Origin of the sequence: Chryseobacterium sp. KMC2 (assembly GCF_016756935.1) — a bacterium.
GTDB lineage: Bacteria > Bacteroidota > Bacteroidia > Flavobacteriales > Weeksellaceae > Chryseobacterium > Chryseobacterium rhizosphaerae.
On record NZ_JAESIT010000020.1, the window covers coordinates 1 to 25541 of the forward strand.

The following is a 25541-nucleotide window of genomic DNA, read 5'->3' on the forward strand; positions in this document are numbered from 1 at the left end:
CCTGCACCGGGTCAACCTCAACAACAACAACAACAACAACAACAACAACAACAACAACAACAACAACAACAACAACAACAACAACAACAACAACAACAACAACAACAACAACAACAACAACAACAACCTCAACAACCTCAACAACAACCTGCTCCGTCACCTCAACAGTATCCTGAGCCACAAACAGCTCATGGGCAAATCAATAACACCCAACCGGTAACACCACCACCATCAGGAGGAGTCTCTCCTACCGTCATCAATCAGGTAAGGGTTGAAGACCTTCTGGATGCCTATTTTGCAAAAAAAGAATATACCAGAAAAACAGGAGAAGAGGACGGAACTCATACCTATACTTTCGGAGGAAGCAAAAGTGGCAACAAAACAGCTACTGCAGAAGAAAAAAATAAAGTGGCCCAAACCATTCTTAATAAAATTAAAGAGAACCTGAAATCCTCAAAGAAATATACCACTCTTGAAGTGATTGCTGCTGCATTAACCGCCGAAGCTTATGGAAAAGATACAACCAATCAAAAGACTGTAACTTTTAAAACCTTCAAGCTGGGGGTCGATTTTAAAAAGGTTGACAGTGCTCCATTGGATGATAAACTCTACCTGGTTGCCAGAACTATGCTTCTGGACGGAAAACAGGTCACCATATCCATTAAAGAAAAAGACGGAATTATCAAAGGTTCAGCAGATGCTGTTCTCCCTGTTCTGGAAATTACTGAAGAACAAATGGAACAGAAAACGCCTGCCGGAGGAGAAGTTCCGGGAACCGAAAAAACAGAATTCTCAGGAACCGTAAAAGACAATCTCGTAAAAATTCCTATTCACCTCCGTCCGAAATCCGAAGAAGAGCTGAAACAGTGGAAAGATAAGATCAGCAAAGGAAAAGAAGATGGAACCTATACCTATACATTTGGAAGTACTACCAACATAACTAATGAAACACAAAAGGCTTCCACAGCAAAAATTATCCTCACAAATGCCCAGAAAGGCAATGCCAAAAACCCTAAAATAGAAGAGGGCAAAACCTCCAGTATAGAAGAAATAGGAAAAGTTTTAACCATAAAGGATTACAAAGCCGGAGATACTATCACCTTTAAATTACTGAAAAAGGTGCCGGAATTCCTGTATCTACACGCAAAAGCACAGGGTGAGAAACAACATGATAAGAAGTTCCTGAATAAAGAGGGAGCGTATTTTGAAATTTCTAAAAAGTGTCCACGTTGTGGAGTTTTAACAATGGAAGAACTTAATGCTATATTTACTGGCGCAAGTGAGGATAAAAAGAAAACACTACAAGAAGCCTTTAATAAAGCCAATAGCAAACTAGGGTTAAATACCTGTCAACAAAAAGCACATTTCTTTGCTCAGGTAAGAGAAGAAATAGGTACATCAATGAATGTTAGTGATGGAGAGAACCTTAGATACTCAGCGGATGCTTTATATAAAGGAGTATGGAATGCTAAAAAGAATAGATATGATGTCTTATTTAGCTATTATCACCACAATAGAGAACGTTCTGACAGAGACGGAAGAACAGCCACGCACCCTTCCAATCCGGTAGCGATTGCGAATAATGCATATGCTAACAGAAATGGTAACGGGAATGCAGCCAGTGGTGATGGATGGAAATACAGAGGACGTGGAATCATCCAGATAACAGGGAAAGAAAAGTATGATAAAATAAATGCCCGATTAACCAGTGATTATCCTGCCTTTGGTATAGCTATAGATGCTGATAATATCAATAATTTAAACGAAGGTACCGTAGCCAGTATGGCTTATTGGAAAGATTATGGCTGTCAAAGCGAAGCTGAAAAAGGAATCGCAAGAAAAAACTTTGATAACATAGTAAATATCGTCAACAGTAATACTTCATCCAGAGAGGCTAGATGGGGACATTTACAACAAATGGTCCGAGTTTTTAAAGTATCCGAATGCAATGGTAATGAAGCTGAGACAGATTCCGCATGGCATAACCCACTTGATAATATGGAATTAAGAGGATGGTACTCAGACACCCAGTGGTCACCAGGGAAAAGTGATTTCCATGGAAGGTCAGGTGGCAAGCATGATGGTTTAGACCTGTATGCACCAGTTGGAACCCCGGTATATGCCTGTATTGATGGAGAAGTAACCTATAGGGCTGATCCGGGAGGATATGGCCACAGAACATTCTTAGAAGGAACCTACAATGGAAAAAAATACTACTTTATGTATTGTCACCTTTCAGAATATAAAACAGGGCAATTTAAGGCAGGTAAGGAAATCGGGAAAACCGGACAAACAGGTAATGCCTCAGGACAAGCTTCAAAAATGGCACATTTGCATTTTGAAGTTCGTACAGAACAAATGTCTAAACCTTCATTCAACCCTTTAACTGAAATACCGGAACTTGGAAAATCTGTTAAAACAAACCCTGATCGTAACTCACAAAATGGATTATAATTTATGAAAATTTCAAAATACCTTATCATTGTTAACATATTCTTTCTATCCTGTAAGGAAACTTCAGGACAGAAAATCGGTAATAAGCCCTCTGATAGAGACCCTAAAATTGAACAGCTTATTCCCAAAGATCAGAAAGTAGTAAGTAAAGAAAAGATTGATATTGATGGTGACAATGAACAGGAAACAGTTATAACAACCTCAGATGCTGATGCTACAACATCTTATGAGTATTGGTTTAAAAATGGTAAACTTTTGTATCAATTCTCTTATCCATGGGGTTCTATCAACAAAAAATGGTTGATAAATATTGATAATGATAAACAATATGAAATCATCAGAGCTATTGGGTATGAAGATGGAATTGACTACGTCATCTATGACATTCAAAATGGAAAACAAATTCCCCTGCTCTACTTTAACCCAGCCCTACAGGATACCCGATATCCTGGAAAAACATTTTGGGGATATCCTGGAGATATAAAAGAATTGGTAACAGATGCTGACAAGAAAATCCTGGTTTCATTAAACAACAATTTTGAAAGGGATGGTGATTATACAATGCCTAAGGATCAACGTGAATTACCATTCATTTATTTTAAGGGAAGTACATCGCAGCCTGATATGGTCATCAAAGAAATTTATACGCCACAGTATAAAAGCTTGGACGAAATTCGTGTTCTTGTAAATATAGCAGGCTCAACCACAGAACAGGCTGTCTTTAACGCTAATGCAAGCTTCAATAACGATCAGATAAAATACAGAATTGAAGTTTTAAAAAACAATTCAGATAAAGATGCATATGACCAGCTGCATTTTAATCTGCCTATAAAGATCTACAAAGGGAATACCTTATGGAAAAGCAATGACCATTTGGTTTTTGAAAAACGAAATACTTGTATTTCTGAGGGCTTCAGTACAGTGGCGGTGAAAAATAATTACTTTACGATCGAGCATCAGGACTGCTCAGATTATAATGTATTGGTGAGCGCATATATCACCTTTAAGGTTATCGGAAATGAAATTTACCTCCATAAATATGGGGAAAGCTATTTCGACAAGAGCAATCATGAAAGAAGTATTCCAATGAAGGTCTGGACAGAAAAGAACTTCGGAAAAATTAAATTTGAAGATGTAACTGCTGAATTTTTTCAAAAATTAAAATAGTTTTTCTAAAATAATTAAGGTTTCTAATGATGGCAAAGTGATAAAAACATATTCTCCTTAAACGATGTGCGTACGTAAAATACTATATACAATTGGATTTTTATTACTACTTTCCTGTAAAGAAAAAAAACAAGAGGTTGTTCAAATTAAAAAAACAAAATCTGATACTTCAGTAGCATATTCAATACAGGAAAATGATACTTTACAACAATCAAAAGGCCCAATAAATATAAAAAGTGTTGAAGATAAAACCTCCCCAAAAGAAGAAGAATACTCTCCTGATGGAAACTGGCAGGTAGACTGTAAAAAAGGAGCCGGAAGCTTATCTATCGATGGCAATGAGGCATCACTGACGGTTTTGTACAATCAAATTTATATCGATATGAAAGAACTCAAGAAATATGATTTTGAAAAAGGTATTGCCTATACACTAAAAGAAGTTCCGGAAGATATCGGAAACATTGGAAGAGGGCTCAACTGGAAAGAATATGTAAATAATGAACCTATAGCATATCTGAAGATAATTGATGAAAATACTATGCTTTTCTACTGGTACGGATTTTACAACAAAACAACAAAGCAGAGAGAATGTAAAGAAACTAATTTCCAGCAGGAAAGCAAAACCAAAGAAATCATTCTAAAAAGATGTTCTCCTTAAAATTAAAAATTACAGACAAAGTAATTTTGATATAAAAAAATGCAGGTAAACAATATCACTTTTATATTGTTATTTATTTTTCTCTTCTCATTGGAAGGGAACGCACAGTCATATAATAAAAATAAAATTAATGTTTTAGGAATATGGAAAACTAAGTGCAATACTGATGATCATGTAAGTAATATTTTATTTTATAATAAGAACGAGGGAGAATTAAACATGTTTAATAATACAAAACTTGTTTCAAAGATGATGGTCGAAATTTCCCCAGATTACAAATTAATAAAATATATAGGAACAAATATTATTGGAGAAGGAGTAGATGTAAAAAAAATCACTTCACTTACAAAAGGAGATGTGATTGCAGTGATTGAGGGTATTGATGAAAATAAAATATCAATACATTGGTTAGGTTTTGAAAAAGAAGAACTATTTATTAACAATCCTTTTAGCCAAGGAAATACTACAACGTTAGTGAAATGTAATAAATAAATTAAACTTTCATAAAAAATGCTCATAATAATATGAAAGTATCTCAAATTTTATTGCTCGTTAGTGCTCTCCAGATTATTTCCTGCAAGGAAACCCATGGTAATAAAAACACTCCCGAACCCAATTCCAGTCCAAGGCGTGAGAAGATTGTCACAGGGCAGCAAATACAGAAAACAAAAACGGAAGAAAATCCAGGTCAAGCTTCTGTACAGGAAACAGGATCTATCTGGAATGGGAAATATTCAGGTTCATTTTTAAGATTAAAAGATGAAACTGCAGATCCCAGAGCCTGGGGACAGATTCATCTACACATCCATGGGAAAAGTGCAACACTTTCTATCGATTCTTATGTGGAGAATGTTCAAAAAAAATTAGAAATATTTAGCGAATCAAAAGATGAACTCAGACTAAAAGATATTTCCGATGGGAAATCTCTTACCCTATCTAAAAAATCTGGTACAATCACTATGGAAGGTGACTTAATGGAATCAATAGTTGGAATCAGTGAAAAATATGAAATTGAAAAACTGTCAGATAAAACGTATGATGAAGTTTATAATACGGTAACATCTAATGGTAGATATCAGTAATCCAGCCATGATGCTCAACATTTCAACATCTTCGGAGCACAGTTTATACTGGGATATAATGTTAAATTCTAGTACTTATCATAAAAATCAGAAACTCTGAACACCAAACAATTAATGTATTTTTAAAATAATAAAAGTTGTCTCAGACCTATTGAAGACAACTTTTTTCATAACTTTACTTTAAATTTCAGCACTTGGCTAATCTTTACAAAAAAGACTCTCCCTTTCAGGTTTATATATCGTTCAAAAAATATTTGGATGTATTGGAGCATATCCGTTATAACGACCGTCTAGAGTACCGGGTCAATTATGCTGAATCCCTTATCGACAGGACAAAAAATTTCACTGAGCTTAAAGAAGGCTTTCAGGATACCACCCTGTTGGAAAAACATGAAGACCTTATCAGGCTTCTCCTTGCTGACCTCTTCCCTACCGGCCTTACCCATAATGAGATCAAAGCAGCAAGCATTCCCCTTTCTAATATTACTTTTAATTATACTGAAAGGTTTAAAAACATCCTTAAGGACGCCGGAAAAGACTTTGAGATAGAGCTTAGAAATATTAGTGACAATGAATTTTATGTTTTCTGCTGCTGCCTGATTCTTCAGAGCTACTTTAAGAAAGATATCAAAAGTACAATCCCTTTTTATTATGATATCCCTAATAAACAGGGAATCATGAAACATTATAAAATAACAGTAAATTCAGACTTTACTGAAATTTATCCCACAGAAGAGGCAAAAATACCATCGGATGATATTTTGGAAATGCTGTTGGAAAATCTTGATGACTTTAAATTGTGGAAAAAGTATTTCCCTTCGCAATCCTGGATATTAAAGGGGTTTACAATTATTTCACTGGTAGACTGCACTTCCGAAGTCGCCTTATCAGATCTGAAATCAAGTATGATAGAGATTGATCCTGAAGATTTAAATCCGGATGAAAACCTGACTGAAATTTTCAAATCCTATTTTGAGGTATCAGATCTTAATTTCGGATTGATGACCTTCAATAAGAAAGAACAGAAACTTGATAAACTCCCGATTTACGAAAGTCTTCTAACCAATCATATCCTTGATTTCTGGATCAATACATTTGATGAAGAAACACGTAAAAACACGTTCAATAACTTAAACCACAATTCAAAACCCATTGTCGTTTCCAATGTCAATAATCTGGATGAAAATGTCAGACAGCTTCCTTCTTTCAGTATATTAAAGGACAATAATGTCAACAGTTTTATGGTCATTCCCATCATGAAAGATAATGAACTCCTTGCGATCATGGAATTCACATCTCCTCTGGCTGGAAGTTTTAATGGCTTAAAACTTAAAAAAATGGAGTTTTTCTCCGATATGATCCTCTTCTCTTTAAGCAGATTTTACTTTGAGAAAAACTACCAGATTGAAGCGATTATCCAACGTGAATATACCTCTATTCATGACAGTGTGGTATGGAAATTCAGAAATGAAGCTGAGAAATATTTTACAGCATCGCTTGGAAAAAAAATATATACTTTAAAGGAAATATCATTTAAAAATCTAACCCCTTTATTTGGAGTTTCAGACATCCGTTCTTCTTCGGAAAAGCGTTTTAAACTGATGCTTCAGGACCTCAACCAGCAGATTGAATGGTTAATCGATATTTTAACGTTAACCAATTCTGATTCTGAAAAGTTTATGCTGGCATTAGATGTTTTTGAAAATGAACTGAATAATGAAATCAAAGCTGACACCGAGCAGCGTTTTCAAAGATTATTGAGAGAAGAAATCCATCCGTTCTTACAGGGGAAGCTGGAGGTAAGATCATCCAGAGAATTAAAAGCTAAAATTAAAGATTACTTCCTGCAGGTACGGGTTCAAACTGACTTGTTTTATAATCACAGAAAAAAACTGGACGATTCTATCACTCTTGTCAACAGGAAGCTGGCAGATATGCTGGATGAAAGCCAGGTGAAAGCTCAACAGATCTTTCCACATTATTATGAAAGATTTAAGTCTGATGGGGTGGAACACAACCTGTACATTGGTACTACCATAGCTCCGGAGCTTCATTACACGTCAAAAGTAGTTCACAAGCTAAGATATTCGCAGCTAAAAACCATCTGCAAAATGGAAATCGAGTTTCAGTCCTTTAAACAGGACCTTCCGATTCAGTTGGATATAGCTTCACTGATCTTTGTATACAATGAAAAAATAGACATCCGATTCAGAATGGATGAAAAACGCTTTGATGTAGATGGTGCTTACAATTCTTATTATGAAATCATAAAAAAACGTCTCGATAAAGCCCATGTGAAAGACTCTTCGGAAAGAATTACCGCTCCCGGAAAAATCACGATTGTTTATTTCGGGATGGAAAACCAGAAGGAATACCTGGAATACATCTCAAAACTTCAGAACAAAGAAATTTTACAACCTAATGTAGAATTTCTAAAAGTTGAAGATCTTCAGGGGATCACAGGGTTGCTGGCACTGAGAGTTTCATTAAAATAAAAAATAACAGTAAACTGTTCATGATATGTTTACTTTTTATCATCAATAAAAATGCTCATTTCGAATTCCTCTTTTATTGGAAACCTGTGTACTTTTGCTGACACCCAAGCATTGAGTTCTATTAATTTGAAAATCCTTTCAATCTCTTTTTTAGTATCGTCATCAGTATAACTTAGAATATCTACATTTTCAATAGTATCCTGTTTACCAATTGTTACACGAAACCTATTCTCTCCTTTTTTCGCATTTTTCGGAATTTTAAAGTTTTGAAATATTCTCTCCCGAAATTTAGCATTTCCACCTTTAAAATTAGCTTCATGCAGACCCATTAATTCCACGTCATCAATACAAGCAGCACCATGAATTTTAACACATTTCTCTAAAGACGTTATAGCTTCCGATTTTAATGAATCAATTATCCGAGATTCTTCTTTTGTTGGTTGAAATGTTCTTATATTTTCTAAAGTTGAAATATGATATGTTACTGATTTTCTCGTTGTGACACAACTGGTGAGGAAAGACAATAATATCAGTGCCAATATTTCTTTTTTCATACTTCCTGTTTTCAATAAAAGCTTCATTAAGTAGAAATCCTCTTCACTGTAAATAAAACAGTCAGCCAACTCAACGCCGGCTGACCATTATAATATATTTTTTGGGTTAAATGCTAAAGAATGCAACGCCAAAAGACAGAACAGAAATAATAATCCCCGCCATAAAGACTTTATACGTTATAGACAACAGCTTGTATTTCCTGTCAAGCACTTTGCCGAGATAATAGAGATCCTTAACCATAGAATCATAAATGTAATCTCTGTCTTTGATCAGGTCTTTCATAGCATTGTGATAATCATCAAATAACATTTGATGGAAGTTACCAAAAAACAGCAGGTTTACTTTTCTGTTAGCAATATCCTGAGGAGTAAACGTCGTTTTAGTAACATTGGGTTTAGTAGATAATATCGCAAAGACGATAGTAAGTACACTGGACAACAGCAATATAAAACTCGGAAGAATCAGGTGTGAGTTTTTAGGAGCGTCCAGCTTCGGAACCAATACGGAAAGACATACGGAAATAATCACGGCATTTACAGACAGCAGAATATTTGCTTTACTGTCGGCAATATCACTCAATCTCGTATGATTATTAAGGGTTACCCTGAATAACGTATCTACGCTTCTGTCAGATTTTTCCTTTTCTTTTTTCCCTTCAGAATTATCTTTTTTATCTTCTTTCTTCTCAGCTTCTTTTTCCAGCTTTTTTTCAATCTTTTTGATATTCTTATTTTTTAAAGGTTCCCAGTTTTCTTTCGCATAATCTGTATAAAAAGTATGTCTGTTTTTCAGCATATCCAGATTTCCGGCGTTCCATTCGTCGTTAGAAAAACATTTTACATTGGTAAGTTCCCATTCCTTTCTCAAGGCATCAGAAATATCATTGTAATCATGACCGGCAAAATGACTGAAATCAGCATCCTTCACTATTTTTTCAAGTAGATTCTGAGGTTCATAAGTAATTTTTGTTGCCAGGATCAGCTTTTCAACATCTCCGATATAGTCTTCAGGGTAATTTTCCTGATGTAAAAAATCCTTCATAATCTCTACCCCCCTCTCTTCATGATTCATCGCACATTCTATGTAGCCGGTATCATGGAACCAAAGTGCCACAAGTACCTTCTCCTGATCCGCTTCGGAAACAGGAGTGTTTTTCATGATTTCTTCTGCCTTGTTTACGGTGTAGGCAGTATGAATAAAATTATGATAAAAATATACCGAAGATAACTTATCTTTGAATAAGATTTCAACATAATTTTTAGCTTTGTGTAGAATGCTCATTCCTGAATTTTTGTTATTGTAAATTTATGAATTTATCCTTTAAAACTCATCTAAAAAATACTTCTATTGTTCTAAGGACAGTATTATCCGCAGGAGCCCTTTACTCCTGTGCAACCTATAACGTACAAAAAGGCAAAAACTTATTTGAAGTAAAAGATTCTGATATAAAATCTGAAAACGATTTTAAGCTTTTCCTGATTGGTGACGCCGGAAACGCAGATGAAGTTCAGGCACAGAAAACATTGAACTTACTGAAAGGCAAGCTGGATTCGGCAAACAGCAACTCTATGCTGATCTTTTTGGGTGATAATATTTACCCTAATGGAATGCCTAAAGAAACTGATAAAGACTATAATCTTGCCAAACAAAAACTCGACAATCAGCTTTCTATCACAAAAAACTTCAAAGGAAAAACATTGGTGATTCCGGGAAACCACGACTGGTACAGCGGTATGGATGGATTAAAAGCCCAGGAAGCTTTTGTAAAGAGTTATTTCAATGATAAAAAGCCCTTTTTACCTAAAAGTGGCTGCCCTATTGATGATATCAACGTATCCAAGGATATTAAATTAATTGCTATTGATACGGAATGGGTTATTGCCAACTGGGATAACTACCCGGGAATTAATAAAAACTGCAATATAAAAACCCGTGAAGATTTTTTCACAGAGTTTAAAGACCTGGTCATCAAAAATCAGGGCAAAAGAATTATTGTGGCCCTGCACCATCCCATTATCAGCAGTGGAACTCATGCAGGATTCAGCTCTGCAAAATCTCATCTCTACCCTCTTAAAAGTAAAATCCCTGTTCCCATTGTGGCCAGCGCCATCAATATATTGAGAAGTTCATCGGGAGCAAGCCTTCAGGATATCAATAACCAGCATTATGCAGATCTTGCCAACCGGTTGAAAAGTATTGTTCAGGATAAAGAAAATATCATCTTTGTTTCCGGACATGATCACAATCTTCAATATCATGAAGATGGAAATCTAAGACAGATCATCAGTGGTGCAGGTTCCAAAATTGATCCGTCTACCATTGTTGAAAAAACAGATTTTTCTTATGGAGGAAATGGTTTTGCCGTTTTAAATATCAGAAATGACCAAAGTACCGATGTTGAATTCTTTTCAACAAAAGATACACAGCTTCAGAAGCTGACTCAGATCTCAGTCATTTCAAAACCGGATGTGTTTGTGAATAACTTTCCAAATTCTTTTCCGTCAACAATATCTTCCACTATCTATCCACTCCAGCTAACCCAAAAAAGAAAATTCTACAGGTGGCTTTGGGGAGATCACTACAGAAGATATTATGGAATCCCTGTTGAAGCTCCTACAGCCAATCTTTCGGAACTTAATGGTGGTTTTATCCCTTTCAGAGAAGGAGGAGGAAATCAATCAAACAGTTTAAGATTACAATCTTCAGACGGACAGGAATTTGTAATGCGGGGTGTGAAAAAAAGCGCTATCCGCTTTCTCAACAATATGGCTTTTACCAAAAGTACATTTGGAGAGGAACTTACCGATACTTTTCCTGAAAAGTTCTTACTAGACTTTTATACCACCAATCACCCTTTCACTCCTTTTTCAGTTGGAAATATGGCGGATAAGCTGGGGATTTTCCACAGCAATCCAAAATTGTATTATATTCCTAAGCAACAGGCTTTAGGAAGATACAACCAAAACTATGGAGATGAACTGTACATGATTGAGGAACGTTTTTCTTCAGATCCCAAAACCTTAGCCTCACTGGATAACGCAAAAGATATTGTATCAACTGATGATGTACTGAAAAACCTTATCAAAAACTATAAATATTCTGTTGATAAAGAATCCTATATGAGAGCCCGGATCTTTGATATGCTAATCGGGGATTGGGACCGCCATTCTGATCAATGGAAATGGGCTGAATATGAGAAAGGTGATAAAGTGATTTATAAACCAATCCCTAAAGACAGGGATCAGGCTTTCAGTAAATATGATGGAGCTGCATTCAAACTTATTATGAATGTTCCGGCCATCCGCCATATGAAAACATTCACAGATGATATCAGTAGTGTAAAATGGCTAAGTATGGAGCCTTATCCAATGGATTTGGTATTTCTAAAAGGATCTACACAGGAAGAATGGGTAGCACAGGCAAAATACATCCAGGAACATCTTACCGATTCCGATATTGATGAAGCGTTCAAAAATCTTCCCAAAGAAGTACAGGACGAAACCATTGCCGATATTCAGAAAAAACTGAAAATAAGAAAAACCAAATTACAGAATTACGCTTTTGACTATTATGATGTACTTCAGAAAAAAGTTCCACTGGCAGGAACCATAAATCCTGATAAATTCGTCATTACAAAGAATGGGAAGTCTGTACTTGTACAACAGTATAAATTAGGTAAAAACAAAGATAAAAATGAATTGGTTTTTGAAAAAACGTATGATGATTCAAAAACAAAAGAACTATGGATTTATGGGCTGGAAGATGACGACATTTATGAAGTAACAGGAACCGGAAATCCTAAGATGAATATCAGATTGATTGGTGGATATAACCACGATGTATATAATGTGGCAGACGGAAGAAAAGTGAAAATCTATGATTTTAAATCACAGAAGAATACTTACAATGCCGGCAATGCCACCAAGAATATTTCTGATGATTATGACCTCAACAGCTACAATTATAAACACCCGAAATACAATTCATTTGCCGGGTATCCTAACTTTGACTATAACCCTGATGACGGGGTAATTGTTGGTGTTTTAGCTAATTATACCGTGAATAACTTTATTCGCGATCCCTACACCCAAAAACACAGTTTAAAAGCCAACTTCTATACTGCTACGGCTGGGTTTAGTCTTACCTATAAAGGGATTTTCAAACAGGCAATTTCAGGATGGGATTTCAATATAGATGCTGCCTATACCACACCAAGGTTTTCTCAGAACTTCTTTGGCTTATCCAATGAAAGCCCATATGACAAAGAAAATACAGAAAGAGAATACAATAGAGCCAGAATTTCCAAATTCAATGTAGCTCCTTCAATCTCCAAGAAAAGCTGGATGAATCTTAATCATCAGATTCAGCTTACCTTTGAAGACAATAAAGTACAGGTAAAGGAAGGAAGATTCATCAACCAATCTCCCGATGTAAGACCTGAAGTCTTCAGTAGCCAGCAGTTTGTAGGGGCCAATTATACATTCAGCTATAAAAATTCAGATAATATAGCCTTCCCTACCCTTGGAATGGAATTCATGCTTAATGCCGACTGGAAAGCAATCTTATCAAATTTTAACCGAAATTTCCTCACCCTGAAAGGTAAGCTGGCCATTGACCACAGAATTGATAAAAAAGGAAATTTTGTTTTTGCCAATTCCAGTCATGCCATGTGGATTAATAATGATAGTTTTGAGTTTTATCAGGCTGCAACTATTGGTGGAAACAATGGAATGAGAGCATTCAGAAATGAAAGATTCTCCGGTAGATCATACTTTATCAATAATTCAGAGATCCGATGGGATTTTGGAAGAATCAGAAATAATATTATCCCTGCTAATCTGGGAATTTTGGTAGGCTACGATATCGGACGTGTATGGAATGATGGTGAATATTCAAGAAAATGGCACCAATCTGCAGGGGCAGGCGTTTGGCTAAGTCTTGCCGAAATGATCTCTGCAAGGTTAAACTATTTTTACGGTTCAGATGGCGGAAGGATTTCAGCAGGTATTGGAATGAAATTTTAAATGAATAAATAACGAAATAAAAAAAACTCAGGTTGCCCTGAGTTTTTTTATTTATAAATATGTTTGTACTATTTCTTGATGAATTTAATACTTTCAGAAATTTTTATAGCATAAAAAAATTGAAATAGCAGCTTTTCTCATATTCTTTTTATAATTTAGGATATACATAAACAAAGGCATAAGCTAAACAAAAACACACAACAAAAAACACCAATTACATAAAAATAATTCAATGAAAAAACATTTTATATTAATTAATTTTATATTCATATTTTCAATTATAAGTTGTATTAATCAAAATAAAAGTGAAAACAACGGAAAAAATTTAACCATAAATACAAAACAAGGGAAAATTGAAAAAGTACAATTAATCGAACAAACAAGAGGAGTTAATGATAGTGTGACTTTCACAGCTACCTCTAAAGTCTACACCTCCAATAATGCAGACCCAACCAATTCTTCTATCTCTCCTTCTGAATGGGAAAGCATTTCCAAACAGGCAGAAGCACTTGATTTATCTTCTATATCCAAACTCCAATCCCCCACAACAGGAAGATATTCTGATAGCGCTTTGGCTACTACCATTATTATTACTTCGGGCGGGACAACATATACCTCTGCAACTTTTGACTCAGGTCATCCGCCTAAAGAATTGGAAGCTTTGTATAATGAAATTCAAAAACCTACAAGAATTCTAAAAAAGAAACCTTAAATAAATCAACAAAAAAACCACAGATATTTTCTGTGGTTTTCTATTTATAAAATATTAATGCATTTAAAAAGCAAGCTGGTATACATTTCCTCCTTCGGTCTTAGCCCTTTCATCAGCAATTATTAGTGTTTTGTCATTAAGGAAAACAATGGCTTCTTTTTGCGAATTGTGATCTAATGGTATTTTCTGAACTTTGGCAGGACTGAAATCCTCTGCTGTAAACCCGGTAAGAACATGAATATTTTTATGAGTCAGCAGTACAATTTTATCTTTGGTACTGTTAATTGTTGCAGAAGTAATAGCAGCATCATTATAACCTCCATCAAGTTTTAATCTTCCGATTAATTTCGCTTCAAAGTCCCCTTCTTTATTAGGAACTTTAAAAACAAGGAAGGTTCCATCAAAACCCTTGCTTCTATTTTTAGTAAAAAGATAGAAATTACCATCCATTTCTACAAAAGCCTCGCAGTCATATAATAAATTTGATTTTTTGGGAGGAAATTCTGTCTGTCCCTCATAATGAAATTTTGTCGTCTGAATCACTTTGGTGGTTGTCTGAGTGATATCTTTCAGATCGGTTTTCAAAATAGCAAGATCCTGCCTGCTATTATCATTGTTACCGAAATCTCCGATATATATATTTCCCTGTGCATCTGAGATAATATCTTCCCAATCTGTATTTTCAGCATTTTCAACCGGAATACGGGCCATCAATTCTCCTTTATCATTAAGTCCGTATACAGCATTTTTATTTCCGCTGTCTTCTATGACCCAGGCAGTTTTTTTATCCTGAGACAAAGTAATCCCGGAAACTTCCTTTAACTTTTTAGGTAAGGTATACTGTACTTTCAATTTATCATCATTAGTGGGTTGATTCTGCGCCTTAGGATTGCAGCTCAGTAAAAGTGAAATAGGTAAAATAAGAAATCTCAACATGTTGTATTTTTTTAAAATTGTAATAAAAATAAGAAGCATTAATTGTTCCAAATACGACTTTATGAAAGAAGCTTTGCTTTTTCCCAAAGAACATCCATTTCTTCAAGGGACATATCGACAAGTTTTAAATCCTGCTCATTAGCCAGTACTTCCATTTTTTGAAATCTTGAAATAAATTTCAGATTTGTTCTTTCCAGTGCAGAATCAGGATTAATGCCTGAAATCCTTGCATAGTTGATCAATGAGAAAAACACATCTCCCAGTTCCTGTTCTTTTTTATCAGGATCTGTTTCCTCATGAAACTCCTGAATTTCTTCATCTACCTTTGCCCACGCATCTTCCGCATCATGAAATTCAAAACCAATCCCTTTTACCTTATCCTGGATTCTGTAGGCTTTTACCATACTTGGAAGACTTTTCGGAACTCCTCCAAGGATAGATGTATTACCTTCCTTTAATTTTAATTTCTCCCAGTTCTGTTTTACCTCTTCTTCATCTTTTACTTCAGTATCCCCATAAATATGAGGATGACGGAAAATCAATTTTTCATTAAGAGAATTGATCACATCTGCAACATCAAAACTTCCCTTCTCAGATCCTATTTTAGAATAGAAAACAAGATGAAGCAATACATCTCCCAATTCTTTCTTTATTTCCTGTAAATCTTCCTGAAGTATTGCATCTGAAAGTTCGTAAGTCTCTTCAAGAGTCAGATGACGAAGCGACTGTAGGGTCTGTTTTTGATCCCACGGGCACTTTTCACGCAGATCATCCATAATATCCAGTAGTCTTCCGAAAGCTTCCAGCTTTTCCTGTTTTGTATTCATAAGTAATGGGAAATTCAAACTTATACAAATGTAAGGGTTATTTTGACTTTAGTGCAAGCCTTGGAGTTGAAAGTTAAGGGTTGAAAGTATGAAGCAGAGGAATTGTGAATGGTCAATCCGCTACACTTGTTAATTTTTAGAGATAGCAACTATTCACTTGCTAAGCAGAATTCTCTCCTGGCTTAAAGTTGTATCCAAAACATACAATATCTGAAGTCTGGCATCTTGATTCTCCTCCACAAAAGAAAAAACCTTGTCAAGAAAATTCTCAACAAGGTTGTATTGTAAAATCCGGTGATTGGATTATCCTTTTTTAGTGTGTGTACTTTTCGGAGCTGATTTTGCAGCTGAAGTAGCTTTCACTTTTGGAGCAGCAGGCTTTTCTGCTTTAGGAGCAGCTTTTTTAGTTTCCTTTTCAATGCTCACTTCTTCTGCAGGCTCACCTTCCAAAGTTTCAGGCTCTGCTTTTACAAAGCTTTCAGGAGTGATATACCCCGCTTTGTGAAGAATATTGTACCACTGAGCCAATTTCTTGATGTCAGATGCGTATACTCTTTCTGTATCATAATTAGGAAGAGAAGACAACATAAATTCCTTCAATTCAGCATCAGAAGATTTGTGAGAAATAGTTTCTTTATAATCATTGTTTTTAGCAACATTTTCAAAAACCTCGAACAAAGGAACTTCTTTATCAAATGTAAACATTGCAATATTATCCAATAAGCTTACCTGGCTAGAGTTACCAATGCTTACTTTTTTCTTGTTTGTAACATCTTCAATAATGAATCCGTTTCTTAATTGAGAAACTAATTTGAAAAGTCCTGGTTTTCCAGAAATTGAAATTATTTTTTCTAACAGCATAATTTTATTTTTTGTAAATTCTGCAATCAGCTTTCAGCTTTTTGCCTTTTATTATTCGTTTTAATCCTTGTTTAAATTATTTTGGAAATCTCATTTTGTAACCAATGCTTACCTCACCTTGAGAGATCTTTGTCAGTTTTCCCTTTACGAGCTTCTTCTTCAGTGCACTCAGATGATCGGTAAATAAAACCCCTTCAATATGATCGTATTCATGTTGAATTACGCGGGCTCTAATATCGGAAAAAGTTTCTGTATGTTTTACAAAATTTTCGTCATAATATTCAATGACGATGGTTCCTTTTCTTTTCACATCTTCTCTTACATCCGGAATAGACAGACAACCTTCATTAAATTTCCATTCTTCCCCTGATTCTTCAAGAATTCTGGCGTTGATGAACACTTTCTTGAACTCTGCCAACTCATCTTTAATATCTTCATAATCCTCATCATCCGCAAGGGGCGTCACATCTATTATAAACAGACGGATATCCAATCCGATTTGAGGTGCAGCAAGACCAATGCCATTTGCACTGTACATCGTTTCGAACATATTATCCAGTAATTCCTGTAATTCGGGATAATCTTTATCTATATCTTTTCCTACTTTTCTCAAAACAGGATCCCCAAAAGCTCTTATCGGTAAAATCATCTTAATCTTTGTTCTAAAAAATTCTGCAATATGATTGTTGCACTTACTTTATCTATTAATCCTTTTTCCTGTCTCTTTTTTTTGCTTTTCCCACTTTGGGAAATAAAAAATGAGGCCATTTTGGAAGTAAATCTTTCATCAAAACGATGGACTGCAATATCCGAAAATTCTTTCTTAAATTCTTCAATGAATTTTAAAATATCCGTTTCCACTTCTGAAATATTCCCTTTCAAATCTATGGGAAGCCCAACTACTACTTCATCCACCTTATTTTCGCTGAAATATTTTTTCAAAAATTCCATGAGAAAACGGGTCTCTACAGTATCCAGTCCACTGGCTATAATCTGCATATCATCTGTTGCAGCAATGCCACAACGCGCCTTTCCATAGTCTATCGCAAGGATTTGTCCCATAATTTTGCAAATTTAGTAAAATTTAATGATTTTATTCATAACGCAGTTTTTTTATATAAATCATGTTTTATTCCATTATTTTTTTTATAATTTTAATCCTCCAAAAAACAAATATATGAAGAAACTCATCCTCGTACGACATGCAAAAAGCGACTGGCCGGAAGAAACGGAGGATTTTGACAGACCTTTAGCAGACAAAGGTTTAGAAGACGCTATGAACATGTCCAGGTTCCTGAAAAATCATCAGATCTCTATTGATCATTTTATTTCAAGCCCGGCAGTCCGTGCGTTGAATACCTGCAAAATTTTTAACCAAACATATCAGCTTAATTTTTCTACTGATGAAAAACTCTATAATCCTTCAGAAAGAAATTTTGAGTCTGTAATTTATGATCTGGACGACAACCTTTCCTCAGTTGCCTTTTTCTCCCACAATAACGGAATTTCAAATTTCGCCAATTCTATTTCTGAAGATATTTTTCATTTTCCGACCTGTGGTGTCGCAGGGTTTGAAGTAGACTGTACTTCATGGTCTGAATTTGACGGAGCCAAAAAGAAACTTCTTTTCTTTTATGAACCGGGAAAAATATAGCTTCTTTTCAATAATTCTTTATTCAGTATTATGTACCTTCTTTTTTTCTTGCCAAAAAAGGGAGAAAACGTATTTTGAAGCTATTGCTGCCAATGATATAAAACTTTCTGAGCCCCAATCAGGAAGCTGGAGAAATAATCATCAGGAAAAAATCCAGCAATTTGAAGATTTTCAAAAATCAAAAAAATAAAACCGAAACCAGGAAAAAATACTATTTATCTTCAGCCTATTGGAGAATTTAGTGAACTTCAGAAAAAGGAAATCGAACTCACAAAAGAATATCTCAGAATATATTTCCAGCTGGAAACAAAAATATTACCAGCCTTACCAAATACTATTTTTCCTGAAAAAGGCAAAAGAATTTCAAAACAAGGACAAGAGCAGATGTTGGCCGGCTATATTCTGGACAGTATTCTGATCAAAAGAAAACCTAAAGATGCTGTAGTATTCATGGGGATTACAGAGAAAGATCTTTTCCCAAAAGTGGACTGTAATTATGTTTTCGGGTAGACTTCTTATGAAGATGGTGTGGGAGTAACATCTATGTACAGGTTTGCAGGTGGTCATTTAACAGACTCCAATTTCAATAAGAGCCTTTTAAGTGGGTTCACACGAGATTGGACATATGTTCAGTATCAGCCACTGCCTGAATGCCAACTGTGTAATGAACGGAAGCAATGCACTCCCTGAAACAGATTATCACCTTGCCAGAGCCTGTTCACTTTGTCAGCGAAAACTGAATTCAAGCATTCATTACGATTATAAAAAACGCTTACTTGCCTTAAAAAACTTTTTTGCAAAACAGCACCTTAATTCAGAGCTTTCAAGAGCTGAGCAGGACATAAATGTACTCCAATAAATCTACATTTCTTATTATTTATGACCTACTTCTTTCAAGTATCTGTTATAATCTGAATAAGGTTCATGACTTCGCCCATTGGGTTGTAAATAAAGCATTCCTTCCTTATTATCCAATATCACATTAAACTGACTGAGAATCTGATTTCCAAATAAAGTGGGTCTTCCAGTTGGTTTTAAAGGGTCCGCTGCATTGGTGACAATATCCTTAAACGCTCTCCCTCCTATAAAAGCATCCAATCGGATAAGTTTTCTTTCATTCAGCATCTGCAGCTCTTTCAGATTTTCCCAGTTTTCCCCCTCTCTTGTAAAATCATCTCCAATAAGCATGGTCCCCTCACGTCCGGTATCGAAAAGAAACCAGAAAGAATATTTTCTATTATTCTGGGTTATTTCTGCTTTAAATTTTGGACGGTGCTGTTCATAAAATACAGCCTGCTTTGTGAAATCCTTTGCCTTTTTCGGCAGCTCATTATAAACTAAAAAGACCTTTCTGTCATAATTGATCTCTATAATTTTATCCCTAAAAAAACTGTTTCCCACAATAAGATCTTCATCGGGTTTCATATTACCTACTTCTGTTAAAGGGACAGCGTTCCAGACAGCATCACCTATCTGTATTCTATTTTCAGAACTTGTACGTGCTTCATTGATCCCCTGTGTATTGCTGACCATTGATTTTCCTGAAAACAACAGTTTTAATTTTTCGGAGGACTGCTTGTTGACACAGGAAGTACCCGCCCCAAGATCAAATTGTATATTCACTTCTTCTTTCTGATTCAAAAGCCCTTTAAAGTAAATCCGGGACCCGGTCATTGTAAACGGAATTTCCAAAGGATAAGGCTTATTTTTATTTTGTGTCAATACAATAAAGGAAGGATCTTCTTTAGCCAGAATACGAACAAAGCAACTGTCTTTACCGTTGAGTAAAACAATCAGATCATGACTTTTTCCATATTGGGTCTTGAAACTTATTGCCTCCTGGTCGGTAACCAACTTTACCTTACTTTTTTTATATGGTAGATTTACATAATAAATATCCGGACGTACTTTCGGATCCAGTTTCCAGTTTAGCTTTACATTTTCACCATCATAAATCACAGCATTCTCATGGGTCGCTTTTAGAACAGGAATCTTATCTTGTGCTGATACAGTATTTATCCAACCGAAGGAAACTAAAAGAAATGTAAAAAACAGGAGAATAAAAGTTCTATTTTTCATGGCAATATCAGCTATAATATCCATTTACCCTAAAAACATTTAACACTTTCATTTACAAAAGAGTAAACCCATATTTATTTACAATAAAGATATAAATAAATATGGGTTTTTTATTTTAAATTGAAAAGACTGTTTATTTCCTTTTCAGATCAAGATCATCAAAATCAAAACTGAAATCTGTAACATCGGAAATGGCTTTCAGTTTCGCGGATTGTGCTTTTCCATTCTCATCATAGCTGAAAACAATAAAAGCATCTGCATCATAGCTTCTGTCATCCCATTTTACAATGAAAGAATTGTTGGAATAGGAAAGCAGCTCACCTTTCAATCTTGGAGAATTTTTACACAATATTCTGTAGGTATTTCCTTGTTGGGCAATCTCTACATCCCCAAACCAGATGTCATGATAAGTTCCGGTAAACTGTTCTGCTTTTGGCTGAAGTCCTTTATCTTTTTTAAAAGTCTCAGATTTTACATAAGCTTCTTTCTTTTGCTTATCATATTCTGCATTTATTTTAGACATTCTCTCACCATAAGTTTTCAGCCAGTTTCTGTCTGCTACTCCCAGATAGGAATCTTTCACCGTATTGGTAATTGTATTGAAAGCAGCTCCGGATTGCTGATTGGTTAATACCACAATTCCAAGTTTCAAATCAGGAATCAGGGTAAATTGTGTCACCGTACCTATAAGTCCACCGGTATGCTGAACCTGCTTATGACCTTTAACATCACTTAAAAACCATCCTAACCCATATCCGTAAAAACTGGTATCATATGGATTTTTTGCGGCCACTCTATCTGGAATCTGTAAACTCCAAAGCTGCTGAACATTCTTATCAGAGACTAATTTTTTACCGTCTTTCGTTGTAAAATTATTCAATAGACATTCTGCCCACATGGTCATATCTTTGATATTACTCATGATTCCTCCTGCCGCATTACCGGTTTCATTCCAATCGTGGGGAACAGCAATTGCTTTCCCATCTACAGGGGCATGTGCATCAATTTTATTGGGGCTAGCTTTCGCTCTGTTGTAGCTTCCAAAACTCGATGTCATCCCTACCGGCTTCATAATTCTCTGCTCAATAAATTCGGCCCAGCTTAATCCGGAAATTCTGTGGATAACTTCTCCAGCTACAATGAACATGATATTATTGTAATCTAATTTCGTTCTGAAAGCATTTTCAGGCTTCAGATATCTTACATTGTGAACAATATCGTTAACCGTCAGGTTTCCTCCTTCCGGAAAGAACATCAGATCTCCCTGTCCCAGCCCTAGCCCGGCTCTGTGAGTAATCAGATCCTTTATGGTTATATTTTGAGAAACGTATGGATCGTACATTTGGAATTCAGGGATATATTGAGAAACTTTATCATCCCAGTTCAGCTTTCCTTCATCTGCCAAAATAGCCAATGCTACGCAGGTAAACCCTTTGGAGTTGGAAGCTATACCCACCAGAGTATTATCATCCATAGGTTGTTTTGTGGTAAGAGAACGTAGTCCGAAACCTTTTGAATAGGTTACTTTTCCATCTTTTACAATACCTACTGACATTCCCGGAACATCGAAGGTCTTTAATGTATTCTGGATTAATTCATCCAGTTTTTTTTCTTCAACCTGGGCATTAGCTATCCCCACCGTTAAAAGAAAAATAAAAAAAGAAAGTTTATGCCTCATTGCTTTTTTAATTTTCCCAAATTTAGTAAATAACATCAAAGCTTCTTTATATTTGCAGTCTAAAAGCATTAAAAATGGCAATAAACAGATTATTAGCTTTATTCTTACTGATGATAAGCTGTAATTTATATTTTTCTCAGGACGTAAGTATCAAGGATGACAAAGTAATGGTGGATGGAAAACAAATCCTGAAGGCCGAAAAAATCAGTCTTGCACAATATTCATTTTTCTCTATGAAAGATGATCAGGAAATTTTGCTTTACAAATACATGGATAATGAAACGCCAAGTAATGTAAGAGATGATTTCTTTATCCTTAATTTTTTGACGGCAAAAGTAAAAGTTGAGTCTACGGATCTGGGGAAAGTCTCCAACTTTATGAACTCCAGAAAGGGAATGGAAAAAGTAGTAAGATGGCTCTTAAAAGAAAGGGTTATTAACCGTGATGGCGAACTTAATACTGAGCGTATTGCTATTTTTAAAGAAAAATACGACGAAAATATTACCGAAAGAACATTGAGATAATGACAAAAATCCTTCTCCTCTCCGACTCCCATTCTTATATTGATGACCGAATCTTAGAATATGCATCCCAGGCAGATGAAGTCTGGCATTGTGGCGACTTTGGAAGCATGGATGTTATAGAACAGCTGGAAAAAATAAAACCGCTAAAAGGGGTTTACGGGAATATAGACAACGCTCAGATCCGTTCTGAATTTCCTGAAGTAAACCGTTTTCTTTGTGAAAAACTGGAAGTTTTGATGATCCATATTGGAGGATATCCCGGAAAATATACTCCATTAACCAGGAATGAAATAACCCACAAGGCTCCAAAACTGTTTATCTCGGGACATTCCCATATTTTAAAGGCTATGTATGATGAAAAGAACAGCCTTTTACACCTCAATCCCGGAGCTTGTGGAAAACAGGGATGGCACAAGATGAGAACCATGATGCGGTTTGTCGTTGATGGGGAAGAAATAAAAGACCTTGAGATTATTGAATTGGGACCGAGAGTGTGAAGAGTTTGAGGGCTTGAGAATAAAGGAGCTTGCCTTCAATACATTTTACTTTTTACCTTTGTACAAATTAGTGATCCAGACAAGTCTTAAAAAATTATGAAGATTGGCGATAAAGTTTCTGTGGTAGATGAAGATTTAAGCGGAGTGGTAACTTCCGCGAAAGGAAATATTGTGGTTTTTAAAGATGAATACGGCTTTACTCATCAATATCCAAAAGAAAAACTGGTTCCCAAAGATGCTGATCTTTATGAAAATATAAGAATCATAAGAAAAGCAGAACCTAAAAAAATCATTTCTAAGAAACATCAGAAAAATCATTTGGTTCTGGACCTTCATTTTCATAATTTAGTAAAGAATCCCAGCGATTATGACAGTTTTGAAAGACTGTTTATTCAAAAGGAGAAATTGACAGAAGTGTTGGCCTTCTGCAGAAAAAACAATTTGAAAAGACTTGAAATTGTTCATGGTATTGGTGATGGTACTTTACAGAGGATGGTACGGGATGTTTTGGAAAGCCAGGTGAATATTGATTTTTATAATAAGGAAATACTTCACCACCAATCGGGTGCGGTAATGGTAGAATTTCACTAAATTTGCAGCAATTGAAATATGAACGTACTTAATTTACTTTTTACCAAAGACGGATTGATCTACCAGATTGTGAAGAATAAAAGCATTCTGGAGGAAAAATCTTATTTCGTTACAGAAGAAACACCAGCCAATCTTATTGAAGAAAAGCTTGATGATATTCTTATCAAACAGCGTTTTGATGAGATTCAGATCATTTCTGCACTGAATCATTTTACTCTGATGCCGGAAGGATTTTCAGAACATGATGCAGGATTTGACCTGATAGCCTTCAATGCTCCGGCAGACAAGAACAAAGAAGAGCTGATGCTTTCGATTAACAAAAAATTCAATATCCAGTTTTACTATACTTTTCCAAAACATTATTACAAAAAAATAAAAGAACTGGCTGTTCCGGTGCATTTTAATTTTTCCGGAGAGAAGTTTTTAAGTTCTATCAACAATAAAAATAACAAAGAAATTCACATCAATCTTTACCATAATCAATGTGAATTTTTTGCTATCGATCAAAAAAAAGTAATCCTGTACAACAACCTGGATGTCAATTCAGAGGTTGACTTCCTTTACTTTATTATGTTCACGTTAAGCAAATTAGGTTTTGGAATCAATGATACCAACTTTTTCGCTTATGGAGAAACCACGGAAAATGAAACATTCATTTCCGAGCTGCAAAAATTTGTCAGAAATCTTAAAATAGTTTTTGACAATGTTCCCAACAAAAATTTTATACTTAATTAGATTACAGCTACAGGAAACAGAGAGGGAATCTCAGAAATATGTACCCTGTTTTTATAATCTACCACATAAACCCTAAAAAAATATGTTCAGAATAATATCCGGAAAATGGAAAGCTAAAAAAATTGCCGCTCCAAAAAACTTCGATGTAAGACCCACTACGGATTTTGCTAAGGAAGCTTTATTCAGTATTCTGGAAAACAAATATGACATGCAGTCCATTTCCGTTCTTGATTTATTTGCGGGAATCGGTTCCATTTCATTAGAATATGCTTCCAGAGGATGCAAGAATGTAACCTCCGTAGAAATGAATCCTAAACACACAGGTTTCATTAATTCTACAGCATCTGAATTGGACATGTCACTTCAGATCAACGTACAGAGAGACGATGTTTTCGACTGGCTTAAAAAGTTCAGAAATAAAAAATCTTTTGAAATTGTTTTTTCAGATGCCCCATTCGAAATGGAGGAGAAAAAATATTATGAACTGATTTCTTTAGTATTAAATAATAAATACTTAAAAGAAAACGGAGTTCTTATTGTAGAGCATCAAAGCAGAATGAAGCTTGAGCATCCCAATCTGGTAGATACCAGAAAATACGGAAATGTAAGTTTCAGTTTTTTTGAGCCGAATAAAGAAAATGATAATCAGGAAATTTAATTCCTGATTATTTTTTTTGATATATCCGGTGCACTTTTCCCCCAGTTTGTAATTGCTTCCAAAACAGGCAGCAGGGTTTTCCCAAAATCAGTTAAGGTATATTCTACCATTAAAGGTGGTTTTTCCGTGAACACTTTTCTGTCAATAATTCCATCTTCCTCCATCTGTTTAAGCTGAAGGCTCAACGTTCTTTCCGTAATGGTGGGAATTTCCTTTCTTATTTCATTATATCTTTTGGCTCCTGCAATTAAATGATATAAGATTACCGCTTTCCACTTACCTCCTATAAATCTCATCGTTACACTGGTGCAGCAAGGATATGATTTGTTATCTACTGTGTACATTTTTTATACT

26 protein-coding genes are annotated in these 25541 nt (G+C 35.2%); 16 read left to right on the forward strand and 10 right to left on the reverse strand.

Going from position 1 to position 25541, the window contains the following annotated elements; translation table 11 throughout:
* The 6 genes from JML65_RS19200 to JML65_RS19225 all read left to right on the forward strand — a co-directional run.
* A partial coding sequence (locus tag JML65_RS19200) for a peptidoglycan DD-metalloendopeptidase family protein (protein ID WP_202271756.1) occupies positions 1-2454 on the forward strand: 2454 nt, incomplete at its 5' end.
* Positions 2455-2457: 3 nt separating this feature from the next.
* Positions 2458-3621, forward strand: a complete 1164-nt coding sequence (locus JML65_RS19205) for a hypothetical protein (RefSeq protein WP_115918139.1) — start codon at positions 2458-2460, stop codon at positions 3619-3621.
* 64 nt (positions 3622-3685) lie between these two features.
* Positions 3686-4279: a hypothetical protein gene (locus tag JML65_RS19210; RefSeq protein ID WP_202271757.1), complete on the forward strand. Its 594-nt coding sequence runs from the start codon at positions 3686-3688 to the stop codon at positions 4277-4279.
* A 39-nt stretch (positions 4280-4318) separates the two neighbouring features.
* Entirely contained in the window at positions 4319-4771 is a 453-nt protein-coding gene (locus JML65_RS19215; RefSeq protein ID WP_202271758.1) for a hypothetical protein, read from the forward strand.
* A gap of 32 nt (positions 4772-4803) precedes the next feature.
* Positions 4804-5361 (forward strand): hypothetical protein, encoded by a 558-nt coding sequence (locus JML65_RS19220; protein ID WP_202271759.1) that lies wholly within the window; start codon positions 4804-4806, stop codon positions 5359-5361.
* 194 nt (positions 5362-5555) lie between these two features.
* Entirely contained in the window at positions 5556-7856 is a 2301-nt protein-coding gene (locus JML65_RS19225) for a GAF domain-containing protein (protein ID WP_115918147.1), read from the forward strand.
* A 29-nt stretch (positions 7857-7885) separates the two neighbouring features.
* Here JML65_RS19225 and JML65_RS19230 read toward each other — a convergent pair whose 3' ends face one another.
* Both JML65_RS19230 and JML65_RS19235 read right to left on the reverse strand, forming a co-directional pair.
* Positions 7886-8410, reverse strand: coding sequence for a hypothetical protein (locus tag JML65_RS19230; protein ID WP_123863307.1), 525 nt, complete (start codon positions 8408-8410; stop codon positions 7886-7888).
* 106 nt (positions 8411-8516) lie between these two features.
* Positions 8517-9692, reverse strand: coding sequence for a Pycsar system effector family protein (locus JML65_RS19235; protein WP_047494313.1), 1176 nt, complete (start codon positions 9690-9692; stop codon positions 8517-8519).
* A gap of 26 nt (positions 9693-9718) precedes the next feature.
* On the opposite strand from JML65_RS19235, the gene JML65_RS19240 reads away from it, so the two are divergent.
* Positions 9719-13435: a metallophosphoesterase gene (locus JML65_RS19240; protein ID WP_202271760.1), complete on the forward strand. Its 3717-nt coding sequence runs from the start codon at positions 9719-9721 to the stop codon at positions 13433-13435.
* Positions 13436-13667: 232 nt separating this feature from the next.
* Positions 13668-14147, forward strand: a complete 480-nt coding sequence (locus JML65_RS19245) for a hypothetical protein (RefSeq protein WP_052188721.1) — start codon at positions 13668-13670, stop codon at positions 14145-14147.
* 63 nt (positions 14148-14210) lie between these two features.
* On the opposite strand, the gene JML65_RS19250 is transcribed toward JML65_RS19245, so the two are convergent.
* From JML65_RS19250 to ruvX, 5 genes are all read right to left on the reverse strand, one after another.
* Positions 14211-15083, reverse strand: coding sequence for a hypothetical protein (locus JML65_RS19250; RefSeq protein ID WP_047493229.1), 873 nt, complete (start codon positions 15081-15083; stop codon positions 14211-14213).
* Between the two features lie 59 nt (positions 15084-15142).
* Positions 15143-15910 carry a nucleoside triphosphate pyrophosphohydrolase gene (mazG, locus tag JML65_RS19255; protein WP_202271761.1) on the reverse strand — a complete coding sequence of 256 codons (768 nt, stop codon included), beginning with the start codon at positions 15908-15910 and terminating at the stop codon, positions 15143-15145.
* Between the two features lie 303 nt (positions 15911-16213).
* A complete protein-coding gene (locus JML65_RS19260) occupies positions 16214-16771 on the reverse strand; it encodes a DUF5606 domain-containing protein (protein WP_084086817.1) in 558 nt (185 codons plus the stop codon).
* Between the two features lie 76 nt (positions 16772-16847).
* Entirely contained in the window at positions 16848-17420 is a 573-nt protein-coding gene (gene def / locus JML65_RS19265) for a peptide deformylase (protein ID WP_047493205.1), read from the reverse strand.
* Complete coding sequence (gene ruvX / locus JML65_RS19270) at positions 17417-17833, reverse strand: Holliday junction resolvase RuvX (RefSeq protein WP_047493204.1); 417 nt, start codon at positions 17831-17833, stop codon at positions 17417-17419. The genes def and ruvX overlap by 4 nt, the downstream gene beginning before the upstream one ends.
* A gap of 115 nt (positions 17834-17948) precedes the next feature.
* Here ruvX and JML65_RS19275 point away from each other — a divergent pair, with 115 nt between their 5' ends.
* The 3 genes from JML65_RS19275 (at position 17949) to JML65_RS23910 (ending at position 19284) form a co-directional block, all read left to right on the forward strand.
* Positions 17949-18425 carry a SixA phosphatase family protein gene (locus tag JML65_RS19275; RefSeq protein WP_047493226.1) on the forward strand — a complete coding sequence of 159 codons (477 nt, stop codon included), beginning with the start codon at positions 17949-17951 and terminating at the stop codon, positions 18423-18425.
* 384 nt (positions 18426-18809) lie between these two features.
* Entirely contained in the window at positions 18810-18935 is a 126-nt protein-coding gene (locus JML65_RS24035) for a hypothetical protein (RefSeq protein ID WP_262896503.1), read from the forward strand.
* Positions 18936-19026: 91 nt separating this feature from the next.
* The gene (locus tag JML65_RS23910; protein ID WP_317194087.1) at positions 19027-19284 is read left to right on the forward strand and encodes a hypothetical protein; all 258 of its coding nucleotides are present in this window, start codon (positions 19027-19029) and stop codon (positions 19282-19284) included.
* A gap of 14 nt (positions 19285-19298) precedes the next feature.
* On the opposite strand, the gene JML65_RS19285 is transcribed toward JML65_RS23910, so the two are convergent.
* Both JML65_RS19285 and JML65_RS19290 read right to left on the reverse strand, forming a co-directional pair.
* On the reverse strand, positions 19299-20528 hold the full coding sequence (locus JML65_RS19285) for a retropepsin-like aspartic protease (protein ID WP_202271762.1): 1230 nt from the start codon (positions 20526-20528) through the stop codon (positions 19299-19301).
* 109 nt (positions 20529-20637) lie between these two features.
* Positions 20638-22182, reverse strand: a complete 1545-nt coding sequence (locus JML65_RS19290) for a serine hydrolase (RefSeq protein WP_202271800.1) — start codon at positions 22180-22182, stop codon at positions 20638-20640.
* Between the two features lie 74 nt (positions 22183-22256).
* Here JML65_RS19290 and JML65_RS19295 point away from each other — a divergent pair, with 74 nt between their 5' ends.
* The 5 genes from JML65_RS19295 to rsmD all read left to right on the forward strand — a co-directional run bounded on the left by JML65_RS19295 (position 22257) and on the right by rsmD (position 25187).
* A complete protein-coding gene (locus JML65_RS19295) occupies positions 22257-22706 on the forward strand; it encodes a hypothetical protein (RefSeq protein ID WP_202271763.1) in 450 nt (149 codons plus the stop codon).
* Positions 22706-23203: a metallophosphoesterase family protein gene (locus JML65_RS19300; protein WP_202271764.1), complete on the forward strand. Its 498-nt coding sequence runs from the start codon at positions 22706-22708 to the stop codon at positions 23201-23203. The genes JML65_RS19295 and JML65_RS19300 overlap by 1 nt, the downstream gene beginning before the upstream one ends.
* A 96-nt stretch (positions 23204-23299) precedes the next feature.
* Complete coding sequence (locus JML65_RS19305) at positions 23300-23794, forward strand: Smr/MutS family protein (RefSeq protein WP_202271765.1); 495 nt, start codon at positions 23300-23302, stop codon at positions 23792-23794.
* A gap of 18 nt (positions 23795-23812) precedes the next feature.
* Entirely contained in the window at positions 23813-24529 is a 717-nt protein-coding gene (locus tag JML65_RS19310; protein WP_202271766.1) for a DUF3822 family protein, read from the forward strand.
* 82 nt (positions 24530-24611) lie between these two features.
* Positions 24612-25187, forward strand: a complete 576-nt coding sequence (gene rsmD / locus JML65_RS19315; RefSeq protein WP_047493182.1) for a 16S rRNA (guanine(966)-N(2))-methyltransferase RsmD — start codon at positions 24612-24614, stop codon at positions 25185-25187.
* On the opposite strand, the gene JML65_RS19320 is transcribed toward rsmD, so the two are convergent.
* Positions 25184-25531 carry a winged helix-turn-helix transcriptional regulator gene (locus JML65_RS19320; RefSeq protein ID WP_047493179.1) on the reverse strand — a complete coding sequence of 116 codons (348 nt, stop codon included), beginning with the start codon at positions 25529-25531 and terminating at the stop codon, positions 25184-25186. The two genes, rsmD and JML65_RS19320, sit on opposite strands and share 4 nt — an antisense overlap.
* Positions 25532-25541 lie beyond the last annotated feature (10 nt).